The organism is Actinacidiphila sp. DG2A-62 (genome assembly GCF_035825295.1).
In the GTDB taxonomy this organism is placed as follows: domain Bacteria; phylum Actinomycetota; class Actinomycetes; order Streptomycetales; family Streptomycetaceae; genus Actinacidiphila.
Window position 1 is genome coordinate 2,674,351 of sequence record NZ_JAYMGI010000002.1, and the last position, 23,563, is coordinate 2,697,913.

Annotated in this window: 18 protein-coding genes and 1 pseudogene; 6 read left to right on the forward strand and 13 right to left on the reverse strand. The window is 73.9% G+C overall.

The genetic code is table 11. From position 1 onward, the window contains the following. Positions 1-171 precede the first annotated feature (171 nt). Positions 172-1,104 carry a UTP--glucose-1-phosphate uridylyltransferase gene (locus VSR01_RS11925; RefSeq protein WP_326449229.1) on the forward strand — a complete coding sequence of 311 codons (933 nt, stop codon included), beginning with the start codon at positions 172-174 and terminating at the stop codon, positions 1,102-1,104. A 68-nt stretch (positions 1,105-1,172) separates the two neighbouring features. On the opposite strand, the gene galE is transcribed toward VSR01_RS11925, so the two are convergent. Further along, a complete protein-coding gene (gene galE / locus VSR01_RS11930; RefSeq protein WP_326449230.1) occupies positions 1,173-2,135 on the reverse strand; it encodes a UDP-glucose 4-epimerase GalE in 963 nt (320 codons plus the stop codon). A 272-nt stretch (positions 2,136-2,407) separates the two neighbouring features. Here galE and VSR01_RS11935 point away from each other — a divergent pair, with 272 nt between their 5' ends. Next, positions 2,408-5,305 (forward strand): bifunctional glycosyltransferase/CDP-glycerol:glycerophosphate glycerophosphotransferase, encoded by a 2,898-nt coding sequence (locus VSR01_RS11935; RefSeq protein ID WP_326449231.1) that lies wholly within the window; start codon positions 2,408-2,410, stop codon positions 5,303-5,305. Further along, positions 5,302-6,450, forward strand: a complete 1,149-nt coding sequence (locus VSR01_RS11940; RefSeq protein WP_326449232.1) for a glycosyltransferase family 4 protein — start codon at positions 5,302-5,304, stop codon at positions 6,448-6,450. The genes VSR01_RS11935 and VSR01_RS11940 overlap by 4 nt, the downstream gene beginning before the upstream one ends. Before the next feature lie 91 nt (positions 6,451-6,541). Here VSR01_RS11940 and VSR01_RS11945 read toward each other — a convergent pair whose 3' ends face one another. Together VSR01_RS11945 and VSR01_RS11950 are read right to left on the reverse strand one after the other, a co-directional pair. Then, positions 6,542-7,732, reverse strand: coding sequence for an acyltransferase family protein (locus VSR01_RS11945; protein ID WP_326449233.1), 1,191 nt, complete (start codon positions 7,730-7,732; stop codon positions 6,542-6,544). Between the two features lie 243 nt (positions 7,733-7,975). Beyond that, positions 7,976-9,562: a glycosyltransferase family 2 protein gene (locus VSR01_RS11950; RefSeq protein ID WP_326449234.1), complete on the reverse strand. Its 1,587-nt coding sequence runs from the start codon at positions 9,560-9,562 to the stop codon at positions 7,976-7,978. A 258-nt stretch (positions 9,563-9,820) separates the two neighbouring features. Between VSR01_RS11950 and VSR01_RS11955 the strand changes: the two genes are divergently transcribed. Both VSR01_RS11955 and VSR01_RS11960 read left to right on the forward strand, forming a co-directional pair. Beyond that, positions 9,821-10,876, forward strand: coding sequence for a glycosyltransferase family 2 protein (locus tag VSR01_RS11955; RefSeq protein WP_326449235.1), 1,056 nt, complete (start codon positions 9,821-9,823; stop codon positions 10,874-10,876). Between the two features lie 80 nt (positions 10,877-10,956). Next, the gene (locus VSR01_RS11960; RefSeq protein WP_326453606.1) at positions 10,957-11,316 is read left to right on the forward strand and encodes a GtrA family protein; all 360 of its coding nucleotides are present in this window, start codon (positions 10,957-10,959) and stop codon (positions 11,314-11,316) included. A gap of 34 nt (positions 11,317-11,350) precedes the next feature. Here the strand turns inward: VSR01_RS11960 and obgE are convergent, their stop codons facing one another. The 8 genes and pseudogenes from obgE to VSR01_RS12005 all read right to left on the reverse strand — a co-directional run bounded on the left by obgE (position 11,351) and on the right by VSR01_RS12005 (position 21,909). Next, positions 11,351-12,793 carry a GTPase ObgE gene (gene obgE / locus VSR01_RS11965; RefSeq protein WP_326449236.1) on the reverse strand — a complete coding sequence of 481 codons (1,443 nt, stop codon included), beginning with the start codon at positions 12,791-12,793 and terminating at the stop codon, positions 11,351-11,353. A 114-nt stretch (positions 12,794-12,907) separates the two neighbouring features. Next, complete coding sequence (rpmA, locus tag VSR01_RS11970; RefSeq protein ID WP_031514533.1) at positions 12,908-13,162, reverse strand: 50S ribosomal protein L27; 255 nt, start codon at positions 13,160-13,162, stop codon at positions 12,908-12,910. A 22-nt stretch (positions 13,163-13,184) separates the two neighbouring features. Continuing rightward, positions 13,185-13,505 carry a 50S ribosomal protein L21 gene (rplU, locus tag VSR01_RS11975; protein ID WP_326449237.1) on the reverse strand — a complete coding sequence of 107 codons (321 nt, stop codon included), beginning with the start codon at positions 13,503-13,505 and terminating at the stop codon, positions 13,185-13,187. 292 nt (positions 13,506-13,797) lie between these two features. Continuing rightward, positions 13,798-17,737: pseudogene (locus VSR01_RS37720) on the reverse strand (Rne/Rng family ribonuclease). Between the two features lie 808 nt (positions 17,738-18,545). After that, positions 18,546-19,370, reverse strand: coding sequence for a TIGR03936 family radical SAM-associated protein (locus VSR01_RS11990; RefSeq protein WP_326449239.1), 825 nt, complete (start codon positions 19,368-19,370; stop codon positions 18,546-18,548). A gap of 363 nt (positions 19,371-19,733) precedes the next feature. Next, the gene (locus tag VSR01_RS11995; protein WP_326449240.1) at positions 19,734-20,468 is read right to left on the reverse strand and encodes a hypothetical protein; all 735 of its coding nucleotides are present in this window, start codon (positions 20,466-20,468) and stop codon (positions 19,734-19,736) included. A gap of 164 nt (positions 20,469-20,632) precedes the next feature. Continuing rightward, positions 20,633-21,055, reverse strand: a complete 423-nt coding sequence (locus VSR01_RS12000) for a hypothetical protein (RefSeq protein WP_326449241.1) — start codon at positions 21,053-21,055, stop codon at positions 20,633-20,635. Positions 21,056-21,168: 113 nt separating this feature from the next. Then, on the reverse strand, positions 21,169-21,909 hold the full coding sequence (locus tag VSR01_RS12005; protein WP_326449242.1) for a TetR/AcrR family transcriptional regulator: 741 nt from the start codon (positions 21,907-21,909) through the stop codon (positions 21,169-21,171). Positions 21,910-21,994: 85 nt separating this feature from the next. Between VSR01_RS12005 and VSR01_RS12010 the strand changes: the two genes are divergently transcribed. Beyond that, positions 21,995-22,462 (forward strand): SRPBCC family protein, encoded by a 468-nt coding sequence (locus VSR01_RS12010; RefSeq protein ID WP_326449243.1) that lies wholly within the window; start codon positions 21,995-21,997, stop codon positions 22,460-22,462. A 121-nt stretch (positions 22,463-22,583) separates the two neighbouring features. Here the strand turns inward: VSR01_RS12010 and VSR01_RS12015 are convergent, their stop codons facing one another. Together VSR01_RS12015 and VSR01_RS12020 are read right to left on the reverse strand one after the other, a co-directional pair. Continuing rightward, entirely contained in the window at positions 22,584-23,093 is a 510-nt protein-coding gene (locus tag VSR01_RS12015) for an arsenate reductase ArsC (RefSeq protein WP_326449244.1), read from the reverse strand. Next, positions 23,090-23,563 (reverse strand): ArsR/SmtB family transcription factor, encoded by a 474-nt coding sequence (locus VSR01_RS12020; protein WP_326449245.1) that lies wholly within the window; start codon positions 23,561-23,563, stop codon positions 23,090-23,092. The genes VSR01_RS12015 and VSR01_RS12020 overlap by 4 nt, the downstream gene beginning before the upstream one ends.

The following is a 23,563-nucleotide window of genomic DNA, read 5'->3' on the forward strand; positions in this document are numbered from 1 at the left end:
GCGCGAGGACGGTGCTCAGGGCGCGCGGGACGCCGCTGCGCGGCGGGCGGCGGGCGGCGGACCCGCGTCCACGACACGGACGGCCCCGTGCTCAGGGGGCGATTCGCCCGCTCACACGTGCGCGCGGTAGCGTCCAGACGCCCGCGCCGCGCCGTCCCACGAGGAAGCCCCATGTCACAGCAGTCCCAGCCGCCCCAGCGTCCCACCCCTGGGCGGATTTCGAAGGCGGTCATTCCCGCGGCGGGGTTGGGGACCCGGTTCCTGCCGGCGACGAAGGCCACGCCCAAGGAGATGCTGCCGGTGGTCGACAAACCGGCCATCCAGTACGTCGTGGAGGAAGCCGTCGCCGCGGGCCTGACCGACGTCCTCATGGTCACCGGCCGCAACAAACGCCCCCTGGAAGACCACTTCGACCGCAACTACGAACTCGAAGAAGCCCTCTCCCGCAAAGGCGACGCCTCCCGCCTGGCCCGCGTCCGCGAATCCTCCGACCTGGCCACCATGCACTACGTCCGCCAGGGCGACCCCCGCGGCCTGGGCCACGCCGTCCTGTGCGCCCAACCCCACATCGGCGACCAGCCCTTCGCCGTCCTGCTCGGCGACGACCTCATCGACCCCCGCGACCCCCTCCTGACCCGCATGACCACCGTCCAGCACCACCACGGCGGCAGCGTCATCGCCCTCATGGAAGTCGACCCCGCCCACATCCACCTCTACGGCAGCGCCGCCATACAACCCACCGACGAACCCGACGTCGTCCGCGTCACCGGCCTGGTCGAAAAACCCGAACCCGGCCAGGCCCCCTCCCACTACGCCGTCATCGGCCGCTACGTCCTCGACCCCGCCGTCTTCACCGTCCTGGCCCACACCCCACCCGGACGCGGCAACGAGATCCAGCTCACCGACGCCCTCAAAACCCTCGCCACCCCCGACCACCCCGGCGGACCCGTCCACGGCGTCGTCTTCACCGGACGCCGCTACGACACCGGCGACCGCGCCGACTACCTCCGCGCCATCGTCCGCCTCGCCTGCGAACGCGACGACCTCGGCCCCGACTTCCGCACCTGGCTGAAGGCGTACGTGAACGGGGAGATGGACCAGTAGACGAACGGGGAGACCGGCGGGGAGACCGGCGCCTGAACCCCCGGCGCCGAACCCCCCGCCCCGGCCCGTCAGTGGCGCAGCCGCCAGCCCTCCCACGCCGAGGCGACCATCTCCTCCAGGTCGTAACGGGCGGTCCAGCCCAGCTCCTTGGTGATCAGCTCGGCGGAGGCCACCACGCGGGCCGGGTCGCCGGGGCGGCGGGCCACGACCTCCGGCGCGATGTCCCGGCCGGTGACCCGGCGGATCGTGTCGATGACCTCGGTGACCGACGCGCCCTGCCCGGTGCCGATGTTGAGCACCAGACGGGCCTGCGGGTCGGCGGTCAGCCGGCGGGCGGCGGCCAGGTGCGCGGAGGCGATGTCGGCGACGTGGATGTAGTCGCGGACGCAGGTGCCGTCGGGCGTGGGGTAGTCGTCGCCGAAGACGCGCGGCGGCTGCCCGGCCTCCAGCCGCTCGAAGACCATCGGGACGAGGTTGAACACGCCGGGGTCGCCCAGTTCGGGGGCGGCGGCGCCGGCCACGTTGAAGTACCGCAGCGCGGCGGTGGCCATGCCGTGCGCCCGGCCGGCCGCGGCGACCAGCCACTCGCCGGCCAGCTTGGTCTCGCCGTACGGGCTCATCGGCGCGCAGGGGGTCTGCTCGGTGACCAGGTCGACGTCCGGCATGCCGTAGACGGAGGCCGAGGAGGAGAAGAGGAACTGCCGCACCCCGGTGGCCGCGGCGGCCTCCAGCACACTGCGCAGGCCGTCGAGGTTCTCCCGGTAGTAGTACAGGGGGCGCTCCACGGACTCGCCGACCTGCTTCTTGGCCGCGATGTGCAGCACGCCCGTGACGTGGTGGCGGCGCAGCACGTCCTCGACGAACGGCCCGTCGAGCACGGTGCCGCGCTCCAGCGGGACGCCCTCGGGCAGCCGGGAGGGGTCACCGGTGCTCAGGTCGTCGAGCACGACCACCTGCTCGCCGCCGCCGACCAGTTCCCTGGTCACATGTGAACCGATGTATCCCGCACCGCCGGTGATCAACCACGTCATGGCGGTCATCGTACCCAAGGCCCCCGCGCGCCCCGGTCCGCGCGGGCGGGCCCCCGCGGGCCCCGCGCGACGCGGCCCCCGGTCCGCACACCCCGCGCCACCCCGCCGCGTCCCGCCGCGTCCCGCCGCGTCCCGCTCCGGCCCTACGCACACCCGTGCGGCCGTTCGCTGAACAAGCTGTGACAGGCTCCCGAACGGGCCGTGACAGCACATGAGATAAGCTGTGCAGTCATCGCAGACCGTAATGTCGACCAGAGGTGGCTGTGTCAAGAATGACCAACGCGGCTGAGGAGGTGTCCGGCTCCACTCCGGACATCAGCGTTGTCGTTATCGTGTACAACGACGCGGCCCGACTTCCGACGGCGGTCCAGTCGGTCCTCGACCAGTCACTGCGCAATGTGGAGGTCGTCGTCGCCGACGACTGCTCCACCGACGACTCCTTCCAGGTCGCCCAGCGGCTCGCGGCCGCCGAACCGGAGCGGGTGCGCGCGATCCGGCTGCCGGAGAACAGCGGCGGCTGCGGCGAACCCCGCAACCAGGGCATCAAGGTGGCCCGCGGCCGGTACGTGATGTTCCTCGACAGCGACGACGTGCTGGACCCGCACGCCTGCCGCAACATGCTGGAGGCGGCCGACCGCACCGGCGCCGACCTGGTGTCGGGCAAGTGCGTGCGGGTGCACGTGGACAACCGCAACAAAAAGCGGGCCGACTGGTACCCGTGGCTCTACCGCTCCACCCGGACGCTGGACAGCATCGCGGAACTCCCCGACCTCTTCGTCTTCGACACCCTTTCCACCAACAAATGCTATCGGCGTGAATTCCTCGCGGAAAAGGAGCTGACCTTTCCGCGCGGCATTCATTACGAGGACCTGCTCTTCTCGGCGCAGGCATATCTCGCGGCGGAGAAGATCACGCTGATTCCGCAGACGGTCTACCACTGGAACGTGGTGGAGAAGGCCGAGGCGAAGTCGATCAGCAACCGGCGGCACGAGATCAACAACTTCGCCGACCGGCTGGAGATCCACCGCAGGGTCGACGCGATCCTCAAGCAGCGCGGCCTGGAGGACCTGCGGCTGCACAAAAACATCAAGTTCCTCAAGCACGACCTGGTCCTCTACCTGCGCGACCTGCCGTTCCTCGACGACGACTACCGGCACCGCTTCGCCGAGATGGCCAACGAGTACACCAAGGAGTTCCCGGCCGAGGCGTTCGACTCGCTGGACCCGATCCACGCGATCTGCGCCTACCTCCTGCTCAAGGAGGACTGGACCAACCTCATGCCGGCGATCGACACCCTGATCAACCGGAACAAGGTGTCCTCGCCGCTGGCGGAGGTCGACGGCCGGGTCTACTGGTGCGCGGACCACCTGGACGACCCGCGCGCCCGGGCCATACTCGACGTCACCGACCGCGGCTACCACAGCGCCCCGCTCAACGCGCTGCACCTGCGCCACCAGCTCACCGGCTACCAGGAGGACCCGTCCGGCGTGGTGCTGGACGGCCGGACGGTCAACCCGCTGGGCGTGGTGCGGCCGGACGCCTCGATCAAGGCCGAGCTGGAGATCAAGGCCCGCCGCAAGTCGCTGCGCACCTACCGGCTGCCGGTGCAGCAGCTGCGGCACGACGGCGAGTGGCTGACCTGGCACGCGGAGCTGCCGCTGCGCCAGGAGCTGCGGCCGCTGGGCGTCATCGACGAGGTGTGGGACATCCGGCTGCGGCTGACCGCGGACGGGAAGACCACCGCGGGCAAGATCACCACCGGCAACACGGACCTGGAGGACACCGGCGCGATCGTGGTCCGCCCGATGCTGACCCGGGCCACCGCGGACCGGCTGAAGCCGGAGGTGTCCGCCAAGGGCCACCTGGCCTTCGTGCTCTCCCAGCACAGCAAAACCGCGCAGGTCGGCCACGCGCTGATCGAGCGGAACCTCCAGGGCCCGCCGGCCCGCGCCGCCAAGTCGGTGCTGAAGAAGGCCCGCGACGCGCGCCGCCGGCTGGACTCCGGGCCGCGCAAGATCCAGGGCTACCACCAGATGATCAAGGTGCTGCCGGTCCGCAAGGGCACCGTGGTCTTCGAGAGCCACCTGGGCAAGCAGTACAGCGACAGCCCGCGGGCGATCTACGAGGAGCTGCGCCGCCGCGGCGCCCCGATCCACGCGATCTGGTCCCACGAGGGCAAGAACCCGCCGAAGGACTACCCGGAGGGCGTGGAGCTGGTCCAGCGGTGGTCGTGGAAGTATCTGCGGGCGCTGGCGCAGGCGGAGTTCTGGATCGACAACCAGGGCTACCCGCTGAAGCTGTCCAAGCGGCCGGAGACCACGTACATCCAGACCTGGCACGGCTCGGCGCTGAAGCGGATGGGCTTCGACGAGCCGAAGTACCGGGTGATGTCCGAGGGCGACCAGGAGAACTACCAGAAGGCGCTGGACCGCTGGGACCACTTCGTGGTGCGCTCCGAGCACGACGTGCGCACGCTGGCCCGCGCCTACCGGCTGCCGGAGGAGAAGCTGCTGCGGGTGGGCTACCCGCGCAACGACGCGCTGGTGCGGGCCCGCGACAGCGCCGAGCGGCCGGCCGCGGCCCGCGAGCTGGCCGAGCAGCTGGGGCTGCGCCCGGAGCTGCCGGTGGTGCTCTACGCGCCGACCTTCCGGGCCGGCGCGGACGGCCGGGTGCGCGGCTTCGAGGCGCCGTTCGACGTGGACGCGTTCGCCGACCGGTTCGGCGAACGCTTCACGCTGCTGGTGCGCTCGCACTACCTGAACAAGGTGACGCTGCCGCCGTCGGTGGCGGGCCGGATCGTCGACGTCACGAGCGTCCCGGACATCACCCCGCTGCTGCTGCTCGCCGACGCGCTGGTCACGGACTACTCGTCGGTGATGTTCGACTACGCGCTGACCCACCGGCCGATCGTCTTCTACGCCTACGACTGGGAGGAGTACGCGCACGACATCCGCGGCACGTACTTCAACCTCCTGGAGGAGGCCCCCGGCCCGGTCGCGCGGACCGAGGAGGAACTCCTCTCGACGCTCTCCGACCTCGACGCCGTGCGGGCCAAGTACGGCGACCAGGTCAAGGACTTCGTGGCCAGATACGGGGAGTACGACCGCGGTGACGCGGCGGCCCGGATCGCGGACCGCTTCTTCGGCCCGGTAGGGGGAACCACCCGATGAGCAAGCAGCGCGACGTCTTCTTCGTCGCCAACGAGGTGAACGAGCTGGGCGGCGTGGCCCGCTGGCAGGCGCAGATGGCCGGCCTGCTGGCCGAGCGCGGCCACAAGGTGACCATCGTCGGCATCGCGCCGCCCGAGGTGCCGATGGACCTGGGCGCCAACCCGCCGTTCGACACGGTCACGCTCTACGAGGTGCGGCCGCCCGGCAAGTGGCGGCCGAAGGGGCTGCTGGACCGGGCCAACCTGGCCGCGCGGCGCCAGGAGTCCTCCCGCGACAAGGGCGTGCGGCGCAGCACCGAGAAGCTGTCCGCGCTGTTCCGGGCGGCCCGGCCGGGCGCGATGATCGTCGTCACCCAGGTGTGGGCGATGGAGTGGGTGGCGCTGGCCGACACCGCGGGCCACCCGGTGATCGGGATGAGCCACGAGTCGTACGAGTACTCCAAGCAGTCCTCGCGCTTCCAGCGGGTGGAGAAGTTCTACAAGGACGTGGACCGGCTGCTGCTGCTGACGCAGGAGGACGCCGACCTGTGGGCCGGGCGGGGCCTGAACAACGTCGGCTTCATGCCCAACCCGCTGCCGATGATGCCCGAGACGCCGTCGCCGCGGACCGAGAAGGTCGTCGCCAGCGTGGGCCGGCTCAGCCACCAGAAGGGCATCGACATGCTGCTGGACGCCTGGGCGGAGGCCGCGCCGCGGCAGCCCGGGTGGCGGCTGAAGATCTACGGCGCGGGTGAGCTGGAGGCGCCGCTGAAGGCGCAGTGCACCGCGCTGGGCCTGGACGACTCGGTGGAGTGGGTCGGGCAGACCTCGGACGTGCCGGCGGCGCTGCGCGGCGCCTCGGTGTTCGTGCAGTCCTCGCGCGGCGAGGGCTTCCCGCTGGCGCTGCTGGAGGCGATGGCGTGCGGGCTGCCGTGCGCGGCCTTCGACTGCGCGCCGGGCGTGCACGAGATCATCGACGACGGCGTGGACGGCCTGCTGGCCCGCCCCGGCAACACCTCGGAGCTGGCCCGGCAGCTGGTGAAGCTGATGGCGGACGCGGAACTGCGCGACCGGATGGGCGACTTGGCGCGGGAGAACGTGCAGCGCTACACGCCGGAGTCCATCACGCGGCGCTGGGAGGACCTCTTCGACTTCCTGGAGCGCTGAGCCTCCTCGGGGAGCGCCGAGCCTCCTCGGAGCGCTGAACGAACGTAAGGCCCGCCCTCCTGGAGGGCGGGCCTTACGCGTTGTCGGGGTGTCAGCCCGGGATGCTCTCGGTCTCCGGCCGGCGCGGCGCGGGTATGGTCACCGCGGGCTTCTCACCGCGGTTCAGCCAGCGCTTGGGGGTGCGCTTGCGCCACCACTTCTCGGCCGGCTCCTCGACGAAGGTGAACAGCGCCCACGCCATCACGTTGACCACCACGCCGAACCCGAGCAGCGTGAACAGCACGCCGTTGTTGTCGGGCATCCGGCCCCACTGGTAGATCGCGATGCGGGTGATCGAGTGGTGGAGCAGGTAGAAGCAGTACGACCACAGGCCGAGCAGCACCAGTGGCTTGGTGTTGAGCAGGCCGCGCAGACCGCGCACCTCGCGCTGCACGAACGCCAGGATCACCAGCGCGGACAGGATCGCGACGATCGGCCGCACGGTGTAGTCGAGTTGGGCCACCGTCGGGGCGGACAGCCGCGCCCTGCCCTGGTAGTAGCAGTAGACGTAGGCGGCCAGCAGGGCGATCGGGACCACCGGGCGCAGCGGCAGCCGCCAGCCGCGCTTGATGGCCAGCGCCATCGTCATGCCGAGCATGAACTGCGGCAGGTAGACCGCCGGGTGGCGCATCACCCAGCCGGCGTGCGCCGGCGAGTAGTGCGCGGTGGCGAACCAGTCGACCGCCCACATGCCGGCCAGGCCGACCGCGGTGGCCGCGGCGAGCCAGCGGGTGCGCAGCCGCACCGCGATCCGGCCGAGCAGCGGGAACAGCGCGTAGAAGAGCAGCTCGACGCTGAGCGTCCAGGTGACCTCGTTGCCCGGCAGCGTCGGGGTGACGTTCGGCGACCAGGTCTGCACCAGGAAGGCCGAGGCGATCAGGCTCGGCCAGTTGATCTTCAGGTGGGCGGCGATGTAGTAGGCGTAGATGCCCAGCACCAGCGCCACCAGGTGCGCGGGCCAGATGCGCCCGACGCGGCGCCAGTAGAAGACGCCGGGGTGCTCCTTGGGCTTGAACACCCACATCATCAGGAAGCCCGAGAGCACGAAGAAGAAGGTGACGCCGTGGCCGCCGATCATCGAGTACGGGTAGATCAGCGGGGAGCGCCCGAGCCCGGTCTTGCCGCCGAACCCCGTGAAGTGGTGGGTGAACACCGCGAACGCCGCGAAGAACCTCAGGCTGGTGAGGGAGTCCAGGCGCTTCGGCAGGGTGGTCACACCGGACCGGATGCCTCGTATGGCCATGAGTATGCGATCAACTTCTCAGAGAAAACGGACAGACGTCGTGCGATCGTCCGATGAACACTAGGTGAACCGCACACCCACTGTCCAGATCGATCAGATCATCTCATCTGCCGTTCATATGCATAGCTGTTGCACAGCTTCGCTCAGGTCCCGCCGGACCCCGCGCGGGCCCCGCGACGGCCTCCCACGGGCTGTTGAGGGGCCGCGCGGGAGCCGCCGGGCTCCGGGCCGGGGCCCGGCGGTTCAGCGGCCGAGCAGCCGGCGCAGCCGTCCGCCGGCGACCCTGCGGGCCCCCTGCACGCCGTCGGCCACGCGCAGGATCAGCGCGCGGCCCGCGGTGATGTGCGTCTGCACCAGCAGCACCTGCCCGGTGGGCCGGACCACGGCGCTGCGCCGGGCCTCCTGGCCGTCCGCGGCGCGCACTTCGACCGGGGTGCGCTGCGCGGTGCCGGCGTAGCGGATCTCGGCCCGCACGTGCCACACCGCGAGCCGCCCGCCGCGGGCCAGGTCGGCGGTGCGCAGCCGCAGCGCGGCGGTCCAGCCGGCGCCGCCCTCGTCCACCAGCGGTGTGTCCATGCTGACGCCGGGTCCCGCGGTGCCGCGCTCGGTGAGCGTGACCCGCAGGCCCACCGGGTGCAGCGCGGCCAGCCGCCCGTACAGGTCGTGCACCCGCAGGGCCAGGCGGGTGGTGCTGCCGGTCTGCACCCGGGCCTCGACGGCGACCGGCAGCTCGCGCGGCTCGAGTTCGGCCAGCTCCAGCGGCGCGGTGTCGCCGTAGGGCGGGATCAGCCGCGGCGGCCGGGCGGCCAGCTCCACCAGGCGGCCCAGGCCCGCCGCGCCCGGCTCCGGCTCGTCCGCGCCCGGCGCGGTCAGCGCCCGCACCGTCCAGCGGGCCGGCACGCTCGCCAGCGCGAGGCCCTCGCGGTCGAAGCCGGCCACGTAGTCGCGGGTGACGCGCCACCAGTCGGCGACGTACCCGGCCGGGCGCTGCGGCAGTTCGCGCACGTACATCGGCAGGTCGTAGTCGAGGAACTTCGCCTGCGCGGCCTCGGCCAGGCCGAAGGCGCCGGCGTCCCGGAAGGTGTCGACGACGCCGCGGTGGGCGGCGATGCGGTGCCGCCAGTTGGCGATGTCCGCGCGGCGCAGCGAGATCGACAGCCGGGCCGCCTGCCGGCGCACGTTCCAGACGTAGACCGGCGCGTCGGTGAAGGCGATCCGCGGCCGGGCGGCGTACAGCCGGGCGGTGAAGACGAAGTCCTCGTAGTGGAAGGCGCCGTCGGGGAAGGTCAGCCGCCGGTCGCGCAGGAAGGCCGTGCGGTAGAGCTTGTTGACCGACAGGGTGTCCCAGAGCAGCTCGGGGTGCTCGGCGACGCCCTGCACGACGGCGCCGGGCAGGGTGGCGCCGGCGGCGGTGTCGTAGATGCGCGGCGCCCACACGGTCTCCCGGCCCTCGGGCAGTTCGCGGCGGACCGCCCGCCCGGCGGTGACGTCCGCGTCGTGCTTGTCGGCCAGCGGCAGCAGCGCGTCGACCGCGCCCGGCGCCAGCACGTCGTCGCTGTCGAGGAAGAGCAGGTACGGGAAGGAGGCGGCGGCGACGCCGTCGTTGCGCGGGGTGCCGCAGCCGCCGCTGTTGGTGGTGCGCGGCAGCAGTCGCAGCCGCGGCTCCTGCTCGGCGAGCGCCTGGAGGACCTGCGCGGTGTCGTCGGTGGAGCAGTCGTCGACCACCAGCACCTCGCCGACCTCGTCGCCCTGCGCCAGCGCCGACCGCACGGCCGCGGTCACGTGCGCCGCGTCGTTGTACGTGATCACGACGACGCTGACGCGTGCCATCGATGCCCTCGTTTCTCGGTTGTTTTCCGCTCGCACCACACTGATCCACTTCCGGGCCAGAGTAGTATTTGCCGCTTTGGGTTGCCTACACCAGGGTTAATTCTCAAGGGTCCCGTTCGGACGGCTTGCTGAACTTTCCCGCATCCGGCGGCAGGCTCCCCGGAAGCCGGGATTCCGCGTCCTACGCTGACCGAAGAGCTGCGGTACGTGCCCGACACCGTACGCTCCGTCCCCGCGTACGGCGCCGGAAGTGACCAGATGCGATTGTCGATCGTAGTGCCCTGCTTCAACGAGGAGGCCGTCATCGGCCTCTTCGACCAGCGGATCCGCGAGACCCTGGACGCCCTGACCGTCGACTACGAGCTGTGCTACGTCGACGACGGCAGCGCCGACGGCACCCTGGACGCGCTGCGCGCGCTGGCCCGCGGCCGGGAGGCGAGCACCCGCTACGTCTCCTTCAGCCGCAACTTCGGCAAGGAGGCCGGCATCCTGGCCGGTCTGAAGGAGGCCACCGGGGACGCGGTGGTCGTCATGGACGCGGACCTCCAGCACCCGCCGGAGCTGCTCGGGCGGATGCTGGAGCTGTTCCGGGCCGGCCACGACCAGGTGATCGCCCGCCGCACCCGGGAGGGCGACCGGCCGCTGCGCAGCGCGCTGAGCCGGTTGTACTACCGGGTGGTGAACAACTGGGTGGACGTCGAACTCACCGACGGCGTAGGGGACTTCCGGCTGCTGTCGCGGCGGGCGGTGGACGCGCTGCTGGCCATGCCGGAGTACAACCGCTTCTCCAAGGGCCTGTTCTCCTGGATCGGCTTCGACACGGTCACCTTCGACTACCGCAACGCCGCGCGGGAGGCCGGCGAGACCAAGTGGCGGTTCGGCGCGCTGGTCAACTACGGCATCGACGGGCTGATCTCCTTCAACGACCGGCCGCTGCGGCTGGCGATCTACCTCGGCATGACGATGGCCGCGGTCGCCGCGGTGTACGCGGTGGTGGTCACCGTGCTGGCGATGATCGAGGGGCCGGACGTGCCCGGCTATGTGACGCTGATGGTGGCGGTGGTCGGGCTCGGCGGGCTGCAGATGCTGATGCTGGGGCTGATCGGCGAGTACATCGGGCGGATCTACTACGAGACCAAGCGGCGGCCGCACTTCCTGGTCAAGGAGACGAACGCGGCGCGGGCCTTCGCGGTGGCCCGGCAGGGCGGCGTGCCGGCTGCCGCCGGGGCGGGCGGTCCCGTGGTGGCCGGGCCCGGCGCGGCGAGCGCGCAGGCGGAGGCAGCCGCGCCGGCGACCCGGCCCGCGGTCCGTTGAGCGCGCCGGACGCCGCGCGCGGGACGGGCGGCCCCGCGCGGGCGGCGCGCGGGGCGTGGCCGCAGGTCGCGCGGTTCGCGATGGTCGGCGTGGTCAACACCGGGACCTTCTACGGCTGCTACCTGGCGCTGCGGCCCTGGCTGCCGTACTTCGCCGCGTACACCGCGGCGTTCGTGCTGAGCATGACCGGGTCGTTCTTCCTCAACACCTACTTCACCTACCGCACCCGGCCGACCTGGCGGAAGTTCCTGCTCTTCCCGCTGACCAACCTCACCAACTACGTGGTGACCGGCGCGGGCGTCTACGTGCTGGTGGAGTGGGCGCACGTGAACGACCGCGTCGCCCCGCTGGCCGCGGCGGTCGCCGCGATCCCCTTCACCTACGTCCTCTCCCGCCGCATCCTGACCCGGCCGGGCCCGCAGCCCGAGCCGTCCGCGTGAGCCGCGGCCGGCCGGATCCCCGGGCCCGGACGGCTCACGCGAACGGGTCGAACCCGCGGTATTCCTGCTCGGCCTCGTCGCGCTCGGCCTGGCGGTCGCGGCGACGGGTGACGGCCGGGCGGGGCGCCTCGAAACGGTGGTCCTCGCCGCGTCGGCCGAGCATCTCCGCGCCGGCGGCGATCGTGGGCTCCCAGTCGAAGACGACCGCGTCGTCCTCGGGGCCGATGGCGACGCCGTCGCCGGGGCGGGCGCCGGCCTTGAGGAGCTCGTCCTCGACGCCCAGGCGGTTGAGCCGGTCGGCGAGGTAGCCGACCGCCTCGTCGTTGGAGAAGTCGGTCTGCACCACCCAGCGTTCGGGCTTCTCGCCGCGCACCCGGTACAGGCTGTCGCCCTCGCGGGTGACGGTGAACCCGGCGTCGTCGACCGCCTGCGGGCGGATCACCACGCGGGTGGGCTCCTCCGCGGGCTGCGCCGCGCGGGTGTCGGCGACGATCCTGGCCAGCGCGAACGACAGCTCCCGCAGCCCCTCGTGGGAGACCGCGGAGACCTCGAAGACCTGGTAGCCGCGGGCCTGGAGGTCCGGGCGGATCATCTCGGCCAGCTCCCGGCCGTCGGGCACGTCCACCTTGTTGAGCACCACGACGCGCGGCCGGTCCTCCAGGCCCGCGCCGTAGGCCCGCAGCTCCTCCTCGATCACGTCGAGGTCGGTGGCCGGGTCGCGGTCGGACTCCAGCGTCGCGGTGTCCAGCACGTGCACCAGCACCGAGCAGCGCTCGACGTGCCGCAGGAACTCCAGGCCCAGGCCGCGCCCCTGGCTCGCGCCGGGGATCAGGCCCGGCACGTCGGCGATGGTGTAGACGGTCGCGCCCGCGGTGACCACGCCGAGGTTGGGCACCAGCGTGGTGAAGGGGTAGTCGGCGATCTTCGGCTTGGCCGCGGACAGCACCGAGATGAGCGAGGACTTGCCAGCGCTGGGATAGCCGACCAGCGCCACGTCGGCGACCGTCTTCAGCTCCAGCACGATGTCCTGGGCCGTGCCGGGCTCGCCGAGCAGCGCGAAGCCGGGGGCCTTGCGGCGGGCCGAGGCCAGCGCCGCGTTGCCCAGGCCGCCGCGGCCGCCCTGGCCGGCCACGAACCGGGTGCCCTGGCCGACCAGGTCGGCCAGCACGTTGCCGTCCCGGTCCAGCACCACGGTGCCGTCGGGCACCGGCAGCACCAGGTCCGTGCCGTCCTTGCCGGAGCGGTGGCCGCCCTCGCCGGGCTTGCCGTTGGTGGCCTTGCGGTGCGGGCTGTGGTGGTAGTCCAGCAGCGTCGTGACGTCCTGGTCGACCACCAGGACGACATCGCCGCCGCGGCCGCCGTTGCCGCCGTCCGGGCCGCCCAGCGGCTTGAACTTCTCCCGGTGCACGGAGGCGCAGCCGTGGCCTCCGTTACCCGCGGCGACATGCAGCTCGACGCGGTCCACGAAGGTGGTCATGGTGCTTCCTCCATCTGCGTGACGGTTCTTCGAACAGACCGAGGGCGGCCCCGCGTCCCGTTGCCGGGAGCGGAGTCCGCCCTCGAAGATCCTCGGCTGTGCCCGACCCGGGGGTCAGGCCGCCGGGACGATGTTCACGACGCGACGGCCGCGCTTCGTGCCGAACTCGACCGCACCGGCGGACAGCGCGAACAGCGTGTCGTCCTTGCCGATGCCGACGCCGGAGCCCGGGTGGAAGTGGGTGCCGCGCTGGCGGACGATGATCTCACCGGCGTTGACGACCTGGCCGCCGAAGCGCTTGACGCCGAGCCGCTGAGCGTTGGAGTCGCGGCCGTTCCGGGTGGACGACGCGCCCTTCTTGTGTGCCATCTCGAAAGTCTCCTGTAGTCCGTTACTTCGCGGCCGCGGGGATGCCGGTGATCTTCAGCGCCGTGTACTGCTGGCGGTGACCCTGACGGCGGCGGTAGCCGGTCTTGTTCTTGTAGCGCAGGATGTCGATCTTCTGGCCCTTGTGGTGATCGACGATCTCGGCCTCGACCTTGATGCCGGCCAGCACCCAGGGGTCGCTCGTGACGGCCTCGCCGTCCACGACGAGCAGCGTCGACAGCTCGACGGCGTCGCCGACCTTGCCGGTGGGAATCTTGTCGACCTCGACGATGTCGCCGACGGCCACCTTGTGCTGGCGGCCACCGCTACGCACGATCGCGTACACGCGGAACTCACTCTCTGCTCGATGCGGACCCCTGATGCCAGCGCCCGCTTCGTGTGCGGTGCCGCACATGACCGGGGGCCTCTCCCGTCCGACTCCGCCGCTCGGGCCGCGGTCTGCGGGAGGAAGGTGCTCAGGCGTATAGGCGCACAAACGCCGGAGGTCAAGACTACGGACTGCGTCCACCCCCGGTCAAATCGCCCGGGAGCGGCACGGGGAGGCCGCCGCGGGCGCCGCGTCCGATGTTGTCGGGCGCGGCGCCCGCCGCGGGATCACCGCGCGGCCTGGCGCCGGGTCACTCCGCGGGGGCGGCGGACTTCTGCGCCGCGGCCTTCTTCGTCGTGGCCTTCTTGGCGGTCTTCTTCGCGGTCGTCTTCTTGGCCGCGACCTTCTTCGCGGCGACCTTCTTGGCCGCCGTCTTCTTCGCGGTCTTGCGCGCGGCCCGCTTGGCGGCCGGGGCCGCCTCGGCCTCGGAACCCTCGGAACCCTCGGAACCCTCGGTGCCCTCGGACGCGGCCGGGCCCTCGGCGGCCGTGGAGCCGTCGGCCGCGGGCGCGGCCGGGACGACCACGACGGCCGGCTCGTCCGCGGCGGGGGCCGCGACCTCGCGGGTGACGCGGCGGCGGGCCCGGACCGGCGGCTCGGTGGAGACCGCGGCCGCGGGCGCGGCGACGTCGGGGACCGGGGTGGCGGGCGCGTCGGCCGGGACGACGACGACCGCGGCTTCCTGCGCGGCCGGCGGCGATCCGGCGGGGGCGGTCGCCTTGCGGGTCGCGCGCCGCCGGGTGCGGGCGGGCGGCTCCGAGGAGACCGCGGGCGCCGCCGGCGCCGCGACCGGCTCGGCCGGCTCCGCCGCCACGGTCGCCTCGCCCGCCTCGACGTCCGGCTCGCTGACCGGCACGACCACCACGGCGGGCTCGGGCTCGCGGCCAGGCCGGCGGCGCCGGCCGGTGCGGTGGCCTTGCGGGCGCCGCGGCGCCGGCCGCGGCCCCGCGCGGTCGCGGCGGCCTCGGCCTCCGCGGCACTGCCGAACCACTCCTCCTCCGGGTCGCCCACCGACGGCACCAGGTCGGACTCGCCGACCTCGATCGGCTCCAGCTCGGGCAGCTGCTCGACCTCCGGCACCTCGGCCGCCGCGGGCTCGGCGGCCTCGACCGCCTCCGCGGGGGCGGCCTCCACGTGCTCGTGGCCCTCGGCGCCGCCGCCCCGGCCGCCGCGCCGCTTGCGCTTGCCGCCGCCGCCGGACGTCGTCGCCTGGTCCATGTGGACGATCACGCCGCGCCCGTTGCAGTGCACGCAGGTCTCGGAGAAGGACTCCAGCAGGCCCTGGCCGACCCGCTTGCGGGTCATCTGCACCAGGCCGAGCGAGGTCACCTCGGCCACCTGGTGCTTGGTCCGGTCCCGGCCCAGGCACTCCAGCAGCCGGCGCATCACCAGGTCGCGGTTGGACTCCAGCACCATGTCGATGAAGTCGATCACGACGATGCCGCCGAGGTCCCGCAGCCGCAGCTGGCGGACGATCTCCTCGGCCGCCTCCAGGTTGTTGCGGGTGACCGTCTCCTCCAGGTTGCCGCCCTGGCCGGTGAACTTGCCGGTGTTGACGTCGATGACCACCATGGCCTCGGTCTTGTCGATCACCAGCGAGCCGCCGGACGGCAGCCACACCTTGCGGTCCAGCGCCTTCAGCAGCTGCTCGTCGATCCGGTACGACGCGAAGACGTCCACCTCGGAGGTCCACCGCGACAGCCGCTCCACCAGGTCGGGCGCGACGTGCGAGACGTACTCGTGGATGGTCTGCCAGGCCTCGTCGCCGCTGACAATGACCTTGGAGAAGTCCTCGTTGAAGATGTCCCGGACCACCCGCACGGTCATGTCGGGCTCGCCGTAGAGCAGCGTGGGGGCGTTGCCGCTGCCGTTCTTGGACTTCTTCCTGATGTCCTCCCACTGCGCCTGCAGCCGGGCCACGTCGCGGCGCAGCTCGTCCTCGCTGGCGCCCTCGGCGGCGGTGCGCACGATGACGCCCGCGTCCTCGGGGACGATCTTCTTCAGGATGGTCTTCAGCCGGGCCCGCTCGGTGTCCGGCAGCTTGCGGCTGATGCCGGTCATCGAGCCCTCGGGCACGTAGACCAGATAGCGGCCGGGCAGTGAGACCTGGCTGGTCAGGCGGGCGCCCTTGTGGCCGATCGGGTCCTTGGTGACCTGGACGAGCACCGGCTGGCCGGACTTGAGCGCGGACTCGATGCGGCGCGGGCCGCCGGAGACGCCCAGCGCCTCGAAGTTGACCTCGCCGGCGTACAGGACCGCGTTGCGACCCTTGCCGATGTCGACGAACGCCGCCTCCATGGAGGGCAGCACGTTCTGCACCTTGCCCAGGTAGACGTTGCCGACGTAGGAGGTGGACTGCTCCTTGTTGACGTAGTGCTCGACGAGGACGCCGTCCTCCAGCACGCCGATCTGGGTGCGCTCGCCGTTCTGCCGGACCACCATCACGCGCTCGACGGCCTCGCGACGGGCCAGGAACTCGGCCTCGGTGATGATCGGCACCCGGCGGCGGCCCTGCTCGCGGCCCTCGCGGCGGCGCTGCTTCTTGGCCTCCAGCCGGGTGGAGCCCTTGATGGACTGCACCTCGTCGGCGCCGGTGCCCTCGGACTTCGGACGCGGCTCGCGGACCTTGGTGACGGTGCGCTCGGGGTCGTCCGCGGCGCTGTCGTCGGAGCCGGCGTCGGAACCGCGGCGACGGCGGCGGCGCCGGCGCCTGCTGCTGGAGCTGGAGCCGGAGGGGCCGTTGCCGTCCTCGGCGTCCTCGCCGTCCTGGTCCCGGTCGTCCTCGTCGCGGGTCTCGTCCTCGTCCTCGGCGGACTCGTCCTGCTCGTGGTCGGCGGACTCGCCCCGGCGGCGGCGACGGCCGCCGCGGCGACGGCGGCGCGACGGGCGCTCGTCGCCGGACTCCTCGGTGTCGTCCTGGCCGTCGTGTCCGTCCTGATCCTCGTGCTCGGCGCTGTCGTCGGCGTCGGCGGTCTCGACCTCGGGCTCGTCGGCGGCAGCAGCGGCCTGCTCGGGCGCCGCGCCGCGACGGCGGCGACGGCGGCGCGAGCCGCGGCCCTCCTCCGCCTGGGCCTCGTCGCCGTCGGGGCCGTCGGGGCCGTCGTGCTGCTGGTCGCGGTCCTGCTGGTCCTGGGCGTGGTCCTGCTCGCCGGCGGCGTCCGCGGCGGCGGGCCGACCGGGCTCGGGGGCCTGGAAGACCGGCGGCTGGAAGACGGCGACCGCGGGGCGGGTGGCCCGGCGGCGGCCGCGCGCCGGGCGGGGCTCCTCCTCCGCGCCCTCGGTGCGCACGTCGAGCCGGACGGAGGCGGCGGGCACGCCGAACGCGTCGGCGATCGCGGTCACCGCCTCGGCGGTCGCGTCCTCCGGCGTCTCGCCGTAGCCGCGGATCTCGTACGCGTCGTCGATCTCGACGCCCCAGCCGTCGCCGTCCCGGAAGGCGCGGCCGGTGTACGTGCGCTCCTCCTCGGCCGCGGCGTCCGTGTCGCCGGTGTCGCCGGTGTCGTCCTTGGGCGCGAGGGAGCCGGGGCGCAGGCGGCGCGAGCCGTCCCCCGCGGAGAACGTCGGGATCGCTGCGCCCCTGCGGCTGCGGCCGCGCCGCGAGCCGGACCCGGTCTCCTCGGCGGCGGACTCGGCCTGCCGGCTCTGCCGCGGCTGCCTGGTCTGCTTGGTCTCCTCGGCCGCGGTACGGCCGCGGGCCGGGGCGTCGGCCTCGGCGGCGGGGCCGGCGCGGGCGTCTCCTGCGCGGCGGGCGCCGGGGCTCCGGCGGGCGCGGTCGCCTTGCGCGTCGCGCGACGGCGCTTCGGCGCGGCCGGCTCGGCGGCCTCCGCGACGGGCTCGGCGGGCGCGACGTCGGGGGTCGCGGGCGCCTCGGCGGCGGGCTGCGCGGGCGTCTCCTGCGCGGCGGGCGCCGGTGCTCCGGCGGGCGCGGTCGCCTTACGGGTCGCACGACGGCGCTTCGGCGCGGCCGGCTCGGCGGTCTCCGCGACGGGCTCGACGGGCTCGGCGGGCGCGACGCTCTCGGCGGCGCCGCCGGTCTCCACCACGACCTCGGCGGCCTCGGCGGCAGCCGGTGAACCGGCCGGCGCGGTCGCCTTGCGCGTGGCGCGACGGCGCTTCGGCGCGGCCGGCTCCGCGGCCTCGGAGGCATCGCCGGCGGGTGCGACCTCGGCGGGCGCGGCGCTCTCGCTCACGGCGGCGGATTCGACGACGACCTCGGCGGCCTCCGCCGCGGCCGGCGAACCGGCGGGCGCGGTGGCCTTACGGGTGGCGCGGCGACGCTTCGGCGCGGCCGGCTCCGCGGCCTCGGTGGCCGCGTCCGCGCTCTCCGCGGCGACCGGCTGCGACTCGGGGGCCGACGCGGCGGTCTTGCGGGTCGCGCGGCGCCGGGGCGCGGGCGCCGGGGCCTGCTCGGCGGCCTCCGCGTCCGGCGCGGGAACGGCCTCGGCGGCGGGCGCGGTCGCCTTGCGCGTCGCCCGGCGACGGGTGGGCGCGGCGGGCTCCTCCGGCGTCTCCGCGGTCACGGCGGCGTCGGCGGCTTCCGCGGCCGGCGCGGCGGTCTTGCGGGTCGCGCGGCGACGCTTCGGCGCTGCGGCCTCGGGCTCGGCCCCGGCGGCCTCGGTCTCGGCCGCGGTGCTCGGCGCGGCGTCGGCCGCGGTCTCCGCGGGGGAGCCGGCCGGGCGGGAAGCGGCCCGCCGCCTGCGGCGCGGGGCCGCGGAGTCCTCGGCGGCGTTCTGCTGGGTGTTCGGTTCGGTGGGGGTGTCGGTGGGTTCGGTCTGGTCCGGCATTCGGGCAGTGCTCCCGTCGTGCTCCCGGGCGCCGCGCCCTGTTCGGGCCGGCAGCCGCTTGGGTCGCGGGGCCGGCCTCCGGGGCGCGGGCGCCGCACGGGAGCTTGTCGTGTCGCTCGCCGGCCCGCCCGCAGGGGCCGGCGAAAGTCTCATGTGGTCAGCGCCGCCGGCCCCGGGTGGCTCCCGGTCCCTCGGCGACGCGTCGACGCCGTACCTAGGCGGAACCGGCAGGCACCGCCACGGCGTCGCGATCGGGCGCGAGCGGGTCGGTGACCGTGCCGGACTCCTCGTCGAGCGGCCCCTGCGCCAGCCTGGTCACCGCTGCGGGGACCGGCGGCGCGAGGTCGGCCGCCGCGCGGAGGCCGGACAGTACGTCGTCGGGCCGTACGGCAGGTGTCAGATGCCGCACAACCAGCCGCAGTATCGCACAAGCAGCGCGCCCGGGCCCATCGGCACCCGTTTCCGGTGCGTCGGCGGCCCCGCCGGCGACTCCGGCGGCGGGCACGCCGGCGCCGGCGCCGACCGCGTCCACCGCCTGCTCCGGGTCGTCATCGACCCACAGGCGGGTGACGGCGGTGCGGCAGTCGAAGGCGCGGACACCGTTCTTCGTGGTGCGCGTGACCTCGACGGCGTCCGCGGCCATGAACACCGCGACCGCTCGCCGGGCCTCCTCGGGGGCGACGCCGTCCAGCCTCAGCTGCCACACCGACGCCTCCAGGCGCTCGGCGAGCCCGGAGGTCCGGGCCTCGACCGCCTCGATCACGTCCAGGCCGGGCGGCAGCGACTCGTCCAGCGCGCGCCGCAGTTCCTCGGGGTCGCGGAACCGGGCGAGGGCGATCTCCAGATACTCGGCCTCGCTGCCGACGCCGGTGGGAGCGGCGTTGGCGTACGACACCTTCGGGTGCGGGGTGAAGCCCGCCGAGTACGCCATGGGCACCTCGGCGCGGCGCAGGGCCCGCTCGAATGCGCGCTGGAAGTCGCGATGGCTGGTGAACCGGAGGCGGCCGCGCTTGGTGTAGCGCAGGCGGATGCGCTGCACCGCCGGTGCCGGCGGCGGGCCTTCGGGCTGTCGCTTGCCCAGTGTCGTTCAGTCCCTCGGTCGTGCCTCTGTCCGGGGCGTCCGTGCGCGGCGCACGGCTGCTCGTCTTCGGCCTTCTTCTGTCGTCGTCTTCTCTTCGCCGTCGCGGTCCCGGGGACGTCGTGCGAGTGGCTGGTGCCACCCTCCGGTGCCGCATGCGCCGGCGTCGCGCGGGCGGTGGCTCACCGGATGTGGGCCCTACCGCCGCGTCATGTCCAAGGTTACGCCGCCTCGCGTGTCGTACGGGACGCCGCGTTGCCAGCCTGTGGAAAACTCCCCCGGCCCAGTCGCGCGTCGGGTTCCGCGGTCCTCCCCGGACGTTCCTCAGCGTCCGAACAGCGCGCGCCGCGCGTCCGCGAGCGCGGCTCGCACGGGGTGCAGGACCTCCCGCCGCACCCAGCGCAGCGCGACGCCGAGCGCGCGGAAGAAGGGGGCGCCGGTGTACCGCCAGACGAACGCCACCGGGACCGCGACCAGCACCCGGAACAGCCGCGCGAGACCGCGCCCGACCGCCCGGCTCACCGCGGCGCCGACCCGCCACGCCGCCGCGACCGCCGCTGCCGCCTCACGCAGCACCGGCAGCAGCGCCCTGCGCCACAGGAACCGCAGCGGCACCACGACCACCGCGTTCAGCAGCAGGCCGAGCCCGCGGACCAGCGGCCTCAGCACGTGCTCCCACAGCGCGGCGAGCGGCCGGACCAGCAGCCACCGGGCCAGGAAGCCGGCCGCCGCGCCGATCCCGCGCAGCACCGGACGCAGCACGTACCGCCAGAGCCAGACCGCCGGTACGACGATCAGCACGCGACCGGCGGGCGCGAGGACGTACCGCCACAGCGCGGTGAGCAGCCGGTCCAGCGCACGCAGCAGCGGCAGCAGCACGTATCGGCCGATCAGCCGCGCGACGGCGACCAGCGCGTCCCAGAGCAGCCGCAACGGCAGCACGACCGCGAACGCCACAATGCGGACGGGTACGCGTACGACGGCGACCAGGCAGCCGTCGCCGCCCGCGCCCGGGCCGCCGCCCGCCCCCTTCGGCCCTTGCGGCCACCCACCAGCCATGGACCGAGAACCTAGCGGAGCAGCGTCTCACCCCGCGCCGGGGGACCCGCGCCGAGGGCTCCGGGGCGGCCGGGACGCGAGCAGCCGACCCAGCTCAGCCCCGGCTCAACACCGGCCAGCGCCGGCTCAGCCCGCGGCGGGCGCCGCAGCCGACGCCGGGAACCTCACTCCTCGCCGCAGCCGGACACGATCCCGTCCACCACGAGCCCGATGCCGATGCCGAGCATCCAGGAGTCCTTGGCGATCGCGGTGCCCTCCTGCGTGGGCCACACGCTGCCGGGCTCGCGCATGCCCGGGGTGCGGGCGTAGAGGCCGAGGAGTCCGCCGGAGAAACCGGTGAGGGCCGCGCCCGCGAGGGCGCCCGGCACGACCGGGGTGAGCAGCAGCGCGCCGAGGGTGATCTCGCCGGCCGCGAGCAGCCGCAGGAACTGCCGCGGCTGGAGCTTCTTCAGGAACGGGTACGCGCCCGCGGCGAACCCGTGCATCATCTGCGCGGTCGCCTCGTCGCCCTTCCACTTCTGCAGCCCCGAGTGCAGGATGAACGCCCCCGTAGCGGCCCGGGGCGGGACTTCGCGCAACTTCATCATGACCGGCTCCTCACCGTCCGAGTGCGGTGTCCCCCTCGCTCAGCATGCCTGCCCGCGTCCGGCCGCGCCCACTCACCGCCGCCGAACGCGCACGCACGCCGCCGCGCCCCCGGTCACGCGCCCCCGCCGAAGGACGCGAGGCCCGCGTCGAGGAGCCGGGCGGCCCGGCGGACGTCGGCGGTCACGGCCGCGTGCACCTCGTCGGGCGCGCGGACGCCGTCGAGGTGCCTGCCCAGGCTCTGGAACTGCACCGGCCACAGCCCGAGCAGCGCGCTCGCGGCGATCTGCGGCTCGGGGTCGCCCGGCTCCATGCCCGCGCGGGCGGCCAGCGTCTGCGCGGCGGCGGCGACGAGCCGGTCGGTCATGTCGCGGTGGTACGCGCGCAGGGACGGCGTGGAGCGGGTCAGCGCGCCGAAGCGGCGGACCCGTTCGGCGGCCGCGGCGGGGTCCTCCTGTGCGGCGATCCACGAGGTCAGCGCGCCCAACTCGGCGGACAGGATGCGCAAGGCCGCCTCCACCGGGCTGCGGCCGGGGTCGGCGAGGCCCTCGACCAGGGCGGCCCTCGTGGCGTCGCCGAGGTCGAGGACGAGGGCCTCCTTGGTCGGGAAGTAGTTGAAGACCGTCTTCTCCGAGACCCTGCAGGCGCGCGCGATCTCCGCGACGCGCACGGCGTCGAAGCCGCGTTCCAGGAACATCTCGGTCGCCGTGTCCGACAGGCGCTGCCGCGTCTCCCGCTTCTTGCGCTCCCGCAGCCCTTCGCCGGCCCCGGCGGGGTCCGCGCCGGGGGCCGCCCCGGGCTCCGCCGCGGCTTGCGCGCCGCGCAGCCGCCACGCCGACCAGTCCACCGTGCTCATGCGGGCCAGCGTAGCCGGACCGAGAGAAAGTTACTGCTACAGTAATTTTTCAGTGACAGTATTTTTCTCCAGCCCGGGAGCCCTCATGAGCGCCATCCACATCGTCTGCGACTATCCGCACCCGCCCGCCGAGGTGTGGCGCGCGGTCACCGATCCGGAGCTGGTCCCGCGGTGGACGGCGACCGGCGCCGGGGCGCGGCCGGAGGGGTTCGCCCCCGTCACCGGGACCCGGTTCCGGTTCGTCGCCAGGCCCAGGCCGGGCTGGAGCGGCATCGTCGACTGCGTCGTCCTGGAGGTCGACGCGCCGCGCCTGCTGCGCTACTCGTGGACCGACCACGGCGGCGGCGCGACCACCGAGGTCACATACCGCGTCGAGCCCCTGGACGCCCTCCCGGGCGGCGGCAGCGGCACCCGGTTCACCTACGACCACACCGGGTTCACCGGAGCGTCGGGCCTGTTCATGGCGCGGTTCCTCGGCCGGGTACGCCGCAGGATGCTGCGCGACGGGCTGCCGGCCCTGCTGGACGAACTCGCCGCGCGGGGCCGGGCGTAGGACAGGACGTAGGGCAGGACGTAGGGCAGGGCGCACGACAGCACGCAGGGCAGGACGCGGCGCACCGCGCGGAGTACGGCCGGGACCCCGGGCCGGGCCCCGGCCCGGAGGGGCCCGCAGGTCAGCTCGGAGCGATCTCCGCGACGAGCGCGCGGACGAGGCGCTCGATCCGGTCGCGGATCGGGCGGACCGCGTCGATGCCGCGCCCGGCGGGGTCGGGCAGCTGCCAGTCGCGGTACGCCGTGCCCGGGAAGACCGGGCAGGCGTCGCCGCAGCCCATGGTGACCACGACGTCGGCCGCCCGCACGGCCTCGGCGGTGAGGCGCTCGGGCACCGCGGCGGAGATGTCGACGCCGATCTCGGCCATCGCCGCGACGACCGCGGGGTTGACCCGCTCGGCGGGCTCCGAGCCGGCCGAGCGGACGTCGACCCGGTCGCCGGCCAGCCGGGCGAGGAAGGCCGCGGCCATCTGGGAGCGCCCGGCGTTGTGCACGCAGACGAACAAGACGGACGGAACGGAGGGGACGGAGGCAGCGGAGGGGACGCCGGCAGCGGGCTCCGGCGCCTCGGCTGCGGGCCCGGGGCGCGCGGACGCGTCCGCGACGCTGCCGTCCGCAGGGCCGCCGGTCATGCCGTCACCCCGGCGCGCCGCGGCGCCCCGGCGCGCGGGACCCGATCCGGCGGCGCGCCGAGCACCGACGCGAGCCGTTCCAGCGCCGCGGGCAGCGCCCAGTAGTACACCCACGTGCCACGCCGCTCGCAGTCGATCAGGCCGGCCTGGCGCAGCAGTTTGAGGTGGTGGGAGATCGTCGGCTGCGCCAGGTCGAAGGCCGGCGTCAGCTCGCACACGCACACCTCGCCGCCCTCGCGCGAGGCGATCATCGACAGCAGCCGCAGCCGCACCGGGTCGCCCAGCGCCTTGAAGACCTTCGCGAGGTCCGCGGCCCGCTCCTCGTCCAGCGGCGCGGAGGCGATCGCGGGGCAGCACGCGGCGGTCCCGCCTCCCCCGCCTCCCTCGTCGTCCGCACCGAGCAGCGGAAGCGTCCGCGGCGGCTTCGCGGACGCACCCGGGCGGACGGTCCGGCTCTGCTGATTCGACAT